Below are 14,277 nucleotides of genomic sequence, written 5' to 3' on the forward strand. Positions count from 1 at the left end.
TACAATATGTTAAGCAATAGGTTAATGATCGCGGCTAAGCGGACACAACCAAATTGCACATTTCTTAGATTACCACACTTAAGTAAAAACATAATATCGGTTAAGATTTCAAATCGGCTCTAACTCCTCACCACCGCTATTTCATAAAATTTTGCACTCTAATACCTTGGTTAACTCTTTAAAAGTTACCAAAATTACTTGCCAAACTTCCCTAATTAGTAGATTGTCTCGCAAGTGAAAATTCACTTTAAATGTATCGGGGAGTACAGACATCATAATCAGTTGGTGTGATTTTTTATTCTGTCATTATCGCACTTCACACTCACGGGTTTTTCGATTTAAAATGCGGGTAAATTTCCTTCTCAAATAACTCTTGAATTTCCGGGGATTTTTTGGCTACTAAATCTTGATAATCTTCCTCCACCGGCACATTATAACCGGCAGTCCGTTTAGCAATTTTTGGCAACCAAGCTGTATGTAGCGTAAACCCAAATCGTAATTCAGGATCACCTAACTTACAAATCGGCCCACCGACCAAGTTTTTCGCATCAAATATCCAAATTTCTGACGAATTTTTAAAGTAAATTGTACAGACAATATAGCCATCTGTCGAATCTCCATTTCCCCCCGCACGCGGCACAAATTGGGGGGAGTTTATCATGTATCCTTCTGCTGTATTATCTGCTTCAATTTCTGGCATAAACACAAAGGCATCAGCAATTTTCATCTCTTGAGTGTCGAGGCGCAATAAACAAGCCGGCTTTCCTTCCTGCCGATCTAAAAGTTTTAGCAAATCTTCATTTGACACCTCTCGATATTTATAGTTTTTATACAATTTAAAAATAAACTTTGTTAGCAATTCAGGCCAAAATCCGAAAGAACACCAGTAAATATTTTCTATTTTTTCTGGCGACTTTCCAGAAGGGAGAAAATCGCAATAAGTATAGAGTTCTGCACCCCAGGTAAAATTAATATCAGAAATGATTTGTGATTCAATTATTTCTCCTTTTTTTACATCAATAATATACCGCCCAAATCGGCTAACATCCATCACTTCCGTTTGCATTCCATACAAGCGTGACGCTATAGGTGTTTCTGACTTATCCGCTAACGTATCAAATTCCCGCATCCACTCTCCTGCGTCCGCAGCACAAATATGTCCGATATGCAGCGTTATTTTTCCGTTTGAATCCTCATAATCTGCTGCAAAATGCAAAATTTCCATCGGTATAATCAGTTTTTGCGCCACAACTTCAACCTCAGTTTTAGAATCAATTGGCTGCTGTCCGTTTTGAAGTCGATCGCGGCGAACAATATATAAATAAGATTCAGGAGAAACAGGACGTGACAAAATATCTCTCAGTAGTCTTTCGGTTTTTTTATTATTAGGAAGGGGGTTGTTAAATGTTTGTGCTATGCCAACACTGAACGCTGTATCAATCAACACTATATAATTACGAGTCACAGCTATTTGATGCAGACTTTGGTGGATAACCACCGGCGAACGATCCGGCAAAACTAATTTCCATCGTTGAATATTGCCGCTACCATTCCAGCACATTAAATAAACGAAATTTTGCATTTGAATTTTGAAAACCTTCTCAAACAGGCTACTAATCCACTTAAATACCTCCCAAATAATTTTAGTAACCCAGTTAAGTAAAAACTTAATTACCTTCAGGATATTGAGAAAGCTGGCAATCGCTTCTATAATTTGTTTGATGGCGTGAGGTAGTTTTTCGGCTTCATAAATAAATGGAATTGTTTGCATGAAATTCCCGATAGAACGGCCATAATTCACAGTAAACATTTCCTTGGTTTCCGCATCAAAAACAGGATGCGCCGTACTCAAAACCGGCCCAAATGGCATAGAAAGTGACACTAAAGCTCGCCACTCTGCATTAGCACCCACCGGCGTCACAACTTCCAAAGTTTCCGTATCAATTTCATAAGGACGACCGGCATCATAAGTAACTAACAGCCTGTCATTAGCATCTTCAGAGGTTTTAAATTTCAAAAATGCCGTGTTTAATTGATTGCGAACTCCCAACGCCATAGAAAAACGAGTGAGGCCGTGATTTTTAAACCCATATTTCTCATATTGGCTTCCTGGTTTTGTTGCTGCATCAGCATAATAACAGGGAGTTTTGGCAATTCGTGTCGTGATTTTTGGTTCCTGTTGAGCATTAAAATCAAGGCGATAAATCATGCCATCGCCGTTAAAAATTGGAGTCCCATCAGGATAGGGTAAACCACCAGAATCAACAGAGCCTGCTGGTGCGACAATAAATATATGACCTTGCAAATCATCGGGCAATTTTCCCTCAATAATATTGAGCGGAAGCTCGGTTAATTCACACCGGCTCGCCACCATGACTGCTTGTGGTACACGCAGAGGGTAGTTTTTTGCCATTCCAGAAGAAGAAGGGTTAATTTGAGTATTCATATCATAGCCACCTAAAAACTTGTAATTGCCTACAGCATAGGTTGGGTTTCCCCTGTGCAAAACCCAACACTATCCAGAAATTTACCAAAAAACAATTGTCGCAAAACTTGCCTAATTTAAAGCTACTTAATTCCCTCAAACTCCTTGTAAATTTCATCAAACAAAGCTCGAATTTCCTCACCTTTTTTCTGTGTTTTTGGATTGCTTGACTGCAAATATTTATTCACTACTTCCGAAACCACCGGCTCGTAATCTTCTCGCACATTGTAATCTGACTTTGGTGGCGAAATGACTTCTGGCAACCAAGTTGTGTGAATGGTAAACCCAATATTGATTTGTTCACTACAGAGACGGTATTGCGGGCCACTCTTTAAATTAGTGGCATCAAAAACCCAAATCTCACTGTTATTAGAGCCATCATTACGATCAGAAAGAACCACACAAACCAGATAACCATCTGTCGAACTGCCATCCCCTCCCTGACGCGGCACAAACTGGGGAGAGTTGGCGAAACGACCTGCCGGAAACTCATAATAATCTGGGGTTGTCAGTTCAATTTCTAAGCCTTGCTGAGCAGTTTTTTGGCGATCGACATGAACCCGACATAAGGTACTCGCTCTGCCTTCTTGGTTGATGGTTTTTACTTTATCTAGCGGGACTTTTCGGTGTTTATAATCTTTATAAATATCCCAGACAAACTGCGGTAATAATTCTTCCCACGCTCCAAAAAATATCCAGTAAATATCATCAATTTTTTCTGGCTGTTTCAGTGTCATTTCTCGATAGGCATAAACCGGATTCCCCCAACTAAAATCGCGTTCAATTAAAGAGGACTTCACGGCATTTGAACTAGGGAGTTTTGCGGGGTCAATAACATAACACCCAATGACATCTACGTCCATTCCGCTGACTAAGTTGCCGGTTAATTTTCGCAGTCGGTTATTGATTTCGACATCATTATAAACTGACTTATCAAAACTGCGAATTGTCTCCGCCGCATCACAAGCACAACTATGGACGGTATGTATAACAATGCCATCTGTATCTTCATATTCAACGACATAATGAGCTATTTCGCGGGGGATAATCACTTCCTGTGCTGTGACTGTTTCCTTTCCGGGGATTAATTCTTTTCGAGGAACAATCCACACTTTTGTATCGGCTAATTGGGGAATATCTGTTAACTCTCGAATCAAAACCTCTATTTCTTCAATTAATTTGTATTGTTCAGCAAATAAAAGTTCTTCTAAAGCAATTTTAAACGCTGTATCTGCCAAAACAATGTAATTTTTAGTCAAACCCATTTGGTGCAAGGTTTGTTTGACTTTAATCGGCTTGCCATTGGGTAAAATGACTTTCCATTTCTCAAAGTTTTCTTCTCCCCGCCAACACACTAATTCAACAAAATCATCCTTGGCAATGGCGTTAAATATTTGCAGGATAGTTTGGTAGATTTTTTCAATTAATTGATAAATGAATTTACCTAAACTTAAAAAAGCTTTAAGGATATTTTTGTATAAGTTTATTAACCCTTCTATGAAGCCATCAAGAGGACTGGTTGTCTTCTTTAACCCTACAGATTTTTTCAAAGGTTTCGTTAAAATTCGTAGCTGGTAAAGCAATTGCCGCAAACTTGATAAAAACGAAGAAATTGAGCGACCTAAATTAATTGTAAATAACTCTCCTGTACTATAGTCAAAACACGGATGAGCGCAACTCATACTCAGCTGAAAAGGTTGGATTGGAAACAGCGAGTTAACAGCTTTCCAATCTTTAATTAAACCAAGCGGTTGCACCACTTCCATCGTATTTGGGTCAACTTCGTAAGATCGGCCCATATCCACCGTAATCAACAAACGATAAGGATCGGCTTGGTATTTTTTAAAAGGCGTTAATGTAACACTGAGTTGCGACGTAACACCCAAAGCCAAAGAAGCACGGGCAATTCCAAAATCTTTAAAGCTTAAATTTGCATAATTTGAATTTTCGTAAGTACATTTATCTGCCCAATAACTAAGGGGTTTAGCAATGCGTGTTTTCAAATGAGCCTTGCCATTTTCAAGCCCAATGCGATAAAGCATTCCATCACCATTATAAAGGGGATTCCAGCCATTTTTACTAGGGTAAACAATTTCTGGAGAATTGGGGTTTGTCGGCGAATCAACCGAACCCGCGGGCCCCACAATAAAGACATATCCTGTTAAATCTTTTGGCAGTTCAGTAGGGGTTTCTGTTAGCCCTTGTTTTACCCTCAATTCTAGTCCGTCAAATTCCTCTCGACTCACGGACAACATCGCCTGCGGAAAACGTGATTTATCCGATTGACTAGAAACCACATTATCTAAAGTTTCAGTCGCTTTTTGAGTGGGTTGAGTCATGGTATACGATCCTGGTTAAAGATAGGAGAAGTATAGTTTAAGCAGCCATCTGGCCGGCTGGTTCAACTATAATCGATCGCTGCAAGCAATGTCATCCCCTTTTTACGATCCACTGGGTCAAATTCTTCAGCATTTAGATCGAGCTGTGTCATACACTGCCGTGCAGCTTCGGTCTTGCCACAGCGGTGTAAAAATTCGCTCAAACTTATAATCACCCGTCGTTCCAAAGACACGGCACCTTGAGAGCGAGCAACTTCAAGCGCTTTATGAAAACAAGTTTCCGCCTCCGCATCTTTTGATTGCATAATTAATGCTTTACCTTTTAGTCGATAGAGTTCAGCGTCCCACAAACAAACCCCGCCGCTGTTGCAAGCAAAACTTAACGCCTCATCGATCATAGACACAGCAGTTAGCGAATCTCCCACATGAAGATAAGCAGATGCCACAACACCCATATAGTAGGTTTGTGCCAGCTTTGCTCCCATACTGGCATAATCTGCCCAACCTTGACGTATCTGCATTAAGCCTAGTTCTGTTTCTCCCAAACTTATATTTGCCCAGCCAAGCAAGATTGTTGCAAGTGGTATCCAAAAGGGGAAATTATGATCTGTAGATAGTATAATAGCTTCTTGCGCGTATTTTTTAGTTGTTTCTGCATCCTGTAAATATTGACATAGCTCACTCGTATAAATTAGCGCCAAAGATAAGCTAAATGGGTGAGATAATTGTTTGGCAAGATTTAAACCTTCCTTTGATTTTTCCTGTGCTTTTTGGCAGTTTCCCAGCAACCAATTACAAACTCCTACAATCACTAAAGATGAAACCGCAAAATCCTGGCCATATCTAAAAGCTAGGTAATGATGCTTCTCAGAATCATACTCATTGATGCACCGTTCTAAGTAAAACTCAGCCTCACCAAAATGCCCCATATAGAATAAAGTTGCTCCTAGTGCATGAACAGCGCTTACCAAAAAAGAAGAATCTTCTTTTTTGTGTTCCGCTAAATACATGAGTTGTTGAGCTAATTCATAAGCTGTTTTAATATCTGCTTGCCCAATATGGGCGGCAAATAATCCCCACAACATCGGGAAAAAATTTGCTGTTTCTCCCAGTTCTTGCGACAATTGCCGTGCTCTGGTAAAAGTTTGAATTAATTCAGGTGAACCATAACCTTTGATTGCCGTTAACGGCGCACCTAAAGCAATGTGTAAACGCAACTCTTGCTCTTTTCTCTCCACCGTATCCGGCAAAGTTGCCAACCACTTCAACGCCTCCGAAAACAACTGCACCGCCTCCCGCAAAGCGTGCGATCGCACCGCCTGCTCCCCTGCCTTTTCTAAATAAAAAATAGCCTTTTCTGGAACCAGGGCTTTACTCCAATGATGCGCCAAAATCGTATAAAAACCCGACAACTCTTCATAACTTCTTTCATACCACAACGCCAAACTTTCATGAACTTGGCGGCGCTGGGAATACAACATCAAACCATAGGCTACTTCCTGAGTAATAATATGCTTAAACATATATCCCAAATCAGGCTCTGGTGTCTCCATTGGGGTAAGATCGAACCGCTGTAACTTGATCAAATAATTAAGCAACTCAGGCTTATCATCCTCGATCGGATGAATATCTCGCAACAACTGAAATCCAAAGGACCGACCGATCGCACTCGCCACTTTCAATGTAAGCTGTTCCCTAGAAGAAAGCCGATCGATCCGGGAAGCAATCACCCCCTGCACCGTAGCCGGAAAATTTAGCTCATTCAAATTACCAACCCCCGCAGCAATTCGACACTCCCCATTCTGAATTTCGATCACCCCCGCCTCGCGCAAACCATAAGCCAATTCCTCACTAAAAAACGGATTTCCCTCCGCCTTTTTCTCAATCAACTCCGCCATCGAGTCAGGTAAACTGTTTACCCCCAAACGCCGACAAAGCAAATCTAAAGTATCTGTAGCGGGCATTGCATCCAAATGCAACTGTTCAACCCCTTCTATCGTCAGCAGTCGATCGTATTCCTCCGGCACCGACTCACCCATTGGTCTTGTCCCAATCCCTAATAACAACCCCTTCACCTTCTGCGCCACCGCCAAAATCAACGCCCAACTTGAGGAATCCAACCAATGAGCATCCTCCAAAACCAGCAACTTAGGAGAGCGATTCACGGAATCCTGCAACAATTCCACCAACAAATCCCGCGTCGCTTCCGCCCGTTGTGGCCCCACCAACGCAGCCGACACCTCCGTATCCGGCAAATCTAAGCCCAAAACCTCATTTAAAAGCGCCGCTTTTTCCAAGGATTGCGGTTCATCTTCCAATAAATCTAATATGTGAGATTTTTGCGCCTCTAAATCAGTTAAAAAAGACAAATCCAACAAGTGACTAAACACCGCATTCCAAGCATGATAAGGCTTCGATTGAGCGATCGCATTTCCCGCACCTACCAAACTTCCCACTCCCAATTCTTGCGCCTGCAAAAGCAAATTTTCGATCAAACAAGACTTGCCAATTCCCGCATCCCCACAAATCACAACCACCCCAGAAACACCTGCTTTCAACTGATCTAATTTATGCCCTAACAATAACCGTTCTTTTTCCCGCCCCACAATCGACTTTTCCGTTTTTCCTGCCATCCACCAAGGCAAATCTTGACGCACCTCCCCAAGGGGACAAAATACCTGAACGGCATCTTTTATACCTTTAAGTTTTATCGGAGTTAACGATTCAAACTGTATTCTTGATTTGGCGAACTCAAAAGTACGCTCATCACACAAAATTCCGTCTTTTGCCGCCTGCATCAATCGCGCCGCTAAATTGACCACCGCCCCGATAATGGTATATTCTCGACGTTGCTGGCTACCAATTACACCGCTATAACAAGTACCCGTCGCGATCCCGATTTTCGGTTGCAATCCTAAACTTCTTAACTTTTCCAATAACGCCATTCCCGCGATCGCACAACGCACCGAATCATCCTCATGGGAAAACGGTGGTAAACCAAAACCAATCACCAATGTACTACCTTTATCATCCACCAAAAACTTATTTAAAATCCCCTCATAAACTTGCAAAATATTTTGAATTTCATTAATTATAGTTGAAATAAAATCTAAAGCCCCCTCAGCATCATAATCCATCCCCGGCAAATTTAAAAACATCACACTCACGCGACGCAAATCGCCTAACCAATCAGTTTGACCGACTTTTAAACGCTGCAAAACTCCCACACTTACATATCTTTCCAGTCGTTCTTGCATTTCATCATAAATTGCGATCGGAGCAGATTCACCTATATTTAACAACCTTCGATCCGCCACACAAGTTAAAAGATTAAATCCCTCCAAACGCACCACATTTGAAGCTAATAATGTTCCCACAAACTGGTCTTTGATCGACTCCCAAGCCGTCAGTGACAGACAAACTTCACCGATACCAGCAGCGGTTTCTGCAAGCGCCACTTGAGCAATCGGTTCCCCCGCCACAAAATACTCCCATCGACCATTCACTCCACCGATATAAAACTCTTGTAACTCACCCGCCCCAATACCTATATGCAATCGCAACTGGGCATTTGCCGCTTGATATTCACCCAGATCGTTTAAAATGGCCAAAGCACATTGCGCCGCACAATAAGTCGCTAGATCTAAAGACAAATTTTCCGCAGGCCAAATCGCCAACATAGCGTCTCCAGCAAATTTGACAATATCCCCTTTATGTGCGATTATTAATTCAATTAATTGACCAAAATAAGCATTTAAATGAGTCGTTAATTCTTCGACTCCAATCGCACCTTTTTGAGCAAGACGTTCAGTAAGAACAGTAAAACCAGAGATATCAACAAACAACACTGCCGCCTCAAAAGAGCCACTAGCCGGAGCAGCAAGAGGAGTAGTCTCGGCAGCAAAACAATTTAAGACACGAATCGGTAAAAAGCTGGCAATGTTTTCAACAAAAGTAGGCATAATTGCAAACACAGAGAGTAAGTGTATATTTGTCGATAAACTTCAAAAAAATTAACAAATTCCATACCCTGAATACAGTAAAGATTAGCCATCTATGACAGTATTATAAACAAACAGCCTTTGAGGGTCAAGTTTTGTGCCTCATATCATCTCCGGTAGCATCGGAATTAATATTACCTATAATCAGGACACGGCTTTTGGAGTGTCCCTAGGCCAGATTAATTGTAGGGACACTCCAAAAGCCGTGTCCTCTATTATCATTCCAATGCTCAAATTTTAATCTCCCAACCACGGCGATACATCCCATACAAAATTAACCACCAAAATAATACCGCTGTCACCGCAAACGCTAGAGAACCGTTCAGCGGCCCAGCCCAAGGTAAAAACCAGTTTTCGTAAATCCAAGTGTAGGTACTTGGAGCATTTTTTCCACTACCGATATGAGTTTTTAACAGAATTCTGGCGACAATCCCGGAAGCCACAAACAGGAAAATCGCATTCAATCCCATGATTTCAAATGGCCGCCCCCATTTCCAGCCTCGCACTTCTATTGTTTCGTAGCAAACTGCTAGTAATAGCAATGCCCAACCTGCGGTAAAAACTACATAGGAACTTGTCCAAAGTTGTTTGTTAATTGGGAAAGAAAATCCCCACAAACTGCCGATGACGACGCAACAGAGGCCGCAGATTGCTAAGTTGATACTGGTGCGAGTTTTGATTTGCTGTACTCGCAGCCATTCTCCGGTAAAGTAGCCGATGAGGACTGTGACAACTGCGGGTAAGGTGCTGAATAGTCCTTCGGGGTCGAAGGGGCCACCTTTGTAGAGATGTTGGCTACCTAGAATTATGCGATCGACATATCCTCCAAAATTGCCCTCTGGCGTTAGTTCACCGGCGCTGTACCCCCCTACAGGCACTACGGTTAACAATGCCCAATAACTGAATAATATGGCAATAGCGAGGAGTTTTTGGTGGCGGGGGGAGAGGTTGATAATGGCGATCGCACTTATGAAATAAGCTAAACCAATCCGCTGCAATACTCCCATAATGCGGATTTTAGCGAAGTTTTCGATGGGGGCACTGTTGAGAATTACGTCAAGGGCGATCGAGGATGTGTTTAGCAGCAATCCTAATATAAATAAAATGGCGGCGCGCCTCGCAATCCGCCCGTAGATATTTGAAGAAGGAAGATGCGAAGTCAACTCCCCTTTACCCCCTTGAGGGGAAGTCAGAAGAACCCCCCCCAACCCCCCCCAAGGGGGGAAGGAATCAGCAAGAGGTTTTTTTTCTGCTTCTGGTTTTTCCTGTGTTTCTGTGGTTTTTGATGCTGCTGTTTCTATTTTTGTAGGAGTTTTAGTGTATTTGGATAGGGAAAATGACATCGCGCAGCCGACGATGAATAGGAAAAAGGGAAATACTAAGTCTGTGGGGGTACAGCCGTGCCATTCTGCGTGTTCTAGTGGCGGATAAACTTGTTTCCAACTGCCGGGGTTGTTGACTAGGATCATGGAGGCGATCGCAATTCCGCGAAACACATCAAGGGATTTTAAACGCATAAATAAGTTATTTGTTATTGGTTATTTGTTATTGGTTATTTGTTATTTGTCTCTATTCCCTCATCCATTCCCCCCTTTGGGTAGGGGGGGTAGCCCAATGCCCAATTCCCAATTCCCAATGCCCAATTCCCAATTCCCCATTCCCTATATCTCTATCCCTTCCACAGTCAAAATTACCCCATTTTTCATCAACGTATCGCAGCGTTCTGCATAAAATTGTGCAGCTTTGTCTTGTTTATTTACTTGTAACACGCGCAAAAACATTTGTCTTGCTTGGGCGAATTGTTGCTGGTAGTGGAAAAAAATTCCCTGTTCAAAATAAGTTTGGGTTTGTGTTTTTAGTTCGATCATTGTATCTGAATCGCCGTCGTAGATTTCAAATACAGCCACAGGGGTTTGTTTTCCTTTGACTTGGACGCGATCGAGAAATCGGCACTTATAATGTTGGGGGTCGTCTATCCGACAAAGAGTTTGGACGCTAGCTACAATACCAACTCCGTAAAGCTTTGTCAATCCTTCCACGCGGGAGGCTAAATTCACTGCATCGGAAATCACCGTACTTTCCATGCGTTCCGCTTCGCCAATCGTACCTAACATTAAAGTTCCAGTATGCAAACCAATGCCGATAGAAATAGGTTGATAGCCACTATTTTGCCTGTGTTTATTATAAATTTTCACTTGGTGCTGCATCTCAATTGCTGCTTGGACGGCATCTTCTGGGCGATTGGGAAACAAAGCCATAATACCGTCGCCCAGATATTTGTCTATAAACCCATTGTACTGGCGAATTACTGGTCCAACTCTAGTTAAGTAAGAGTTAATAAAATCAAAATTATCTCTGGGAGACATACTTTCTGACAAACTGGTAAATGAGCGAATGTCGGCAAACATAATCGTCATTTCTGCTTGCACAGAGTCTCCCAATCTCGCATCAACGATGCTTTCTCTTTTGAGAAATTTCAAGAATTCGCGGGGGACAAAACGAGCGGAGGCTGCGGCAATTTTTTCCAATTCGCTTTTGCTGGACTCGATTTGATTCAGGGAACTAAATGCTCTCAATGCGGTGACTACTGTGGTAAATAATTTTTTATTTGTCAGTTCTGTTTTGGTTTTATAATCATTGATATCATAGCTGACAATGACGACATCTTCTGGTACTTGTCCGGGCTGTCCAGTGCGTAAAATAATCCGCACTATTTTATTGTCTAAAATATCGCGGATGTATTTAACTACTTCTAAGCCTGCTTCTTCCGTTTCCATAACGACATCGAGCAAAATCAATGCTATGTCCTGATTTTCTTTAATGATTTCCTTGGCTTCTTTGCCTGAGTAAGCACTGACAAAACTAATTAATTTATTTGCAAATGTAAAGTCTTTTAAGGCTAATTTTGTAATATGGTGAATCTCTATTTCGTCATCTACAATTAATACTTTCCAACTGGATTCTATAGTTTTTTCTTCCCGCTCATCTTCCTCCATAAATATTAAATTTTCGTCGTCAGCATCCAATATTTTTTGACTAGCTTCTGACATTGTTCCTACTCCTGAATATTATTTTATGAATGCTTTTGCCTAGCTAATTAGCAATTTATGTTGGAATTTTAATCAAAAATTTTGTGCCACAACCTAGTTGACTTTGGCATTGAATTGTGCCTTGAAGTTTTTGATGCACTAAATTGTAAATAATGTGTAATCCCAATCCAGTGCCGCCCTGACCTCTTTTGGTGGTAAAGAAGGGTTGAAAAATTTTACTGAGATTGTCGGGAGAAATTCCTTTGCCATCATCAGTATATTCAAATACTAACAGATCGCCCTCTAGTTGCAAGTCAAAGGCGATCGCTCCTTCGTCGTTTGGGTCGTAAGCGTGAAGTAGGGAGTTCATTATCAGATTGGTTACAATTTGACAGAACACGCCAGGGTAGCTATCCAGTAAAATATTGTCAGGGCAATTAATCTTTACTTTGTGTTTAGTTGTTCTGAGTTTGGGTGTTAAAGATGTCAAGATTTCCTCTAGATATTTTTTCACAGGAAAAGTTCGTTTTAATTCACTGGACTGATCGACTGCTACTTCTTTAAAGCTATGGATCAAGTCTGCCGCCCGCGTGAGGTTAGCCAATATCATATTACTACTTTGCAATGCAGTATCCAGAAACTTTTCTAACTCAGAGCGTTTAATCTGACCGTTGCTATAAATATCGCAAAATCTTGTAACTTTTTCGGCGAGGAGTGAGGCGGCGGCGATGCCAATGCCGATGGGAGTGTTGATTTCGTGGGCAATACCAGCCACTAACCCTCCAAGGGCTGCCATTTTTTCTGATTCTACGAGTTGATTTTGGGTGGCTTTTAAGTATTCTAAAGTTTGGGAAAGTTCCGAGGTTCTGTCTTGTACTAACTGTTCGAGATTTTGATGAGTATTTAGCCCATTGTTGATGTTGAGGTTTTTATTTAAATATCCCAGATTATTTATCAACTTTGGGTATTTTGATTCTAAAATCGCTGCTCGATCTTGGGCCCCAAAGTGCTGATAGCAAGAGTGGGATTCTGTTAAGTAAATTTGCGCAATTTTCGGAATTCCTAATGAGAGATAAAACAGTCCTGCTAATTCTGCTGCTAATGCTTGTCCGTGGATATCCCCATTTTGTTCTGCTTCTTGAATTGCCAAGTCGTAAGATTTCATGGCTTCGAGGATGTTGCCGATTTTGCTAGCTTGTTCGGCTGCTAACAAGCTGTAATTATCCTGATAATTCATGAAATTAAAATCCCTTAATTCGGCATTTAATAGAGTTTAAAAATTTTGTTGCTTGTCTGTATAAGTCATGTAATATCCCAATATCTAAGGGAAATTACGGAGCGATCGCCATTGAAAAAAACTATAGATAGATGCTCTGGCGAGTTCCCAATGTACATTCTAGCCTTCAAACAAGCCGAAACTGCACTTGCCGATCGCCACAGTGCAAAAATAAACTGGTTCGGGAAAATCTCAAGCTAAAATCAAAAAACAACTATGCAGAATATAATGACCTCAAATCCAGTCTCTAGCGGTGCAGACATTAAACTACTGGTAGTCGATATCGATGGTACGATCGCAGGTAAATCCAATAACATCCGAGAAGCAGTGAAGCAGGCTATTTTCGCCGCTCAGTCGCGGGGAGTGCAAGTTGCCGTGGCTACTGGTAGAATGTATCGATCGGCTTTGCGCTTTCACCAGGATATCGGCTCAACTTTGCCCTTGATTTCTTACCAAGGTGCCTGGATTCAAGATCCTGCTAGTCAAAAAATGCTCCGCCACCAGCCCTTGTCGAAACAAAAAGCTTTGGAATTGTTGGAACATTTTGAAGAACCACATTTACGATCGCTCCTTTCGGTGAATTTTTACATCAACGACCAACTTTACGTACCGGAAATTACCGCCGCCACCAAACTTTACGCAGAACGATCGGGTATTCAACCAATTGCTATTACAGACTTGCGCCGAAATATTCCGGGTGAGCCGACGAAAGTTTTGGCTTTGTGCGAAAATCCGGGGGTACTCGATGGCTTACTCAGCAGTATGCGAGAACGCTACACACCAGCAGAACTTTATTTGACTCGATCGGTTGCCACTTTTTTTGAAGCTACTCACCCTTTGGTTAACAAGGGAGCCGCAGTGCAGTACATCGCGGAGGATTTGTTGGGTTTGCAGCCACAGAACGTGATGGCGATCGGCGACAATTTCAATGATGTGGAAATGATATCCTATGCGGGCGTAGGCGTAGCGATGGGTAACGCTCCCTCGGAGGTGAAAGCTGGTGCTAACTGGGTGGCACCGGATGTGGAGGAAGACGGGGTGGCTGCTGCGATCGCCCAATTTATTTTGGGCTCATAGATATTGCTAAATCCCCTATTTATCCATGGACAGAAGCGCACAGGGGGTGAATCAGCCGAATTTGGCATCA

At 41.9% G+C, this 14,277-nt stretch carries 7 protein-coding genes; 1 reads left to right on the forward strand and 6 read right to left on the reverse strand.

Annotated elements, in window-relative coordinates; translation table 11 throughout:
* Positions 1-322: 322 nt before the first annotated feature.
* The 6 genes from P2A85_RS00710 to P2A85_RS00735 all read right to left on the reverse strand — a co-directional run bounded on the left by P2A85_RS00710 (position 323) and on the right by P2A85_RS00735 (position 13,091).
* Complete coding sequence (locus P2A85_RS00710; protein WP_377477019.1) at positions 323-2,446, reverse strand: carotenoid oxygenase family protein; 2,124 nt, start codon at positions 2,444-2,446, stop codon at positions 323-325.
* A gap of 122 nt (positions 2,447-2,568) precedes the next feature.
* Complete coding sequence (locus tag P2A85_RS00715; RefSeq protein ID WP_377477020.1) at positions 2,569-4,824, reverse strand: carotenoid oxygenase family protein; 2,256 nt, start codon at positions 4,822-4,824, stop codon at positions 2,569-2,571.
* A 62-nt stretch (positions 4,825-4,886) separates the two neighbouring features.
* Complete coding sequence (locus P2A85_RS00720; RefSeq protein ID WP_377477021.1) at positions 4,887-8,786, reverse strand: adenylate/guanylate cyclase domain-containing protein; 3,900 nt, start codon at positions 8,784-8,786, stop codon at positions 4,887-4,889.
* Positions 8,787-9,055: 269 nt separating this feature from the next.
* Entirely contained in the window at positions 9,056-10,342 is a 1,287-nt protein-coding gene (locus tag P2A85_RS00725) for an acyltransferase family protein (RefSeq protein ID WP_377477022.1), read from the reverse strand.
* Between the two features lie 144 nt (positions 10,343-10,486).
* Positions 10,487-11,875 carry an adenylate/guanylate cyclase domain-containing protein gene (locus P2A85_RS00730; RefSeq protein ID WP_377477023.1) on the reverse strand — a complete coding sequence of 463 codons (1,389 nt, stop codon included), beginning with the start codon at positions 11,873-11,875 and terminating at the stop codon, positions 10,487-10,489.
* A gap of 55 nt (positions 11,876-11,930) precedes the next feature.
* Positions 11,931-13,091 (reverse strand): ATP-binding protein, encoded by a 1,161-nt coding sequence (locus P2A85_RS00735; RefSeq protein ID WP_377477024.1) that lies wholly within the window; start codon positions 13,089-13,091, stop codon positions 11,931-11,933.
* Positions 13,092-13,358: 267 nt separating this feature from the next.
* Between P2A85_RS00735 and P2A85_RS00740 the strand changes: the two genes are divergently transcribed.
* On the forward strand, positions 13,359-14,207 hold the full coding sequence (locus tag P2A85_RS00740) for a Cof-type HAD-IIB family hydrolase (protein WP_377477025.1): 849 nt from the start codon (positions 13,359-13,361) through the stop codon (positions 14,205-14,207).
* Positions 14,208-14,277 lie beyond the last annotated feature (70 nt).

It is taken from the genome of Microcoleus anatoxicus (genome assembly GCF_042465725.1).
GTDB classification, from domain to species: domain Bacteria; phylum Cyanobacteriota; class Cyanobacteriia; order Cyanobacteriales; family Microcoleaceae; genus Microcoleus; species Microcoleus anatoxicus.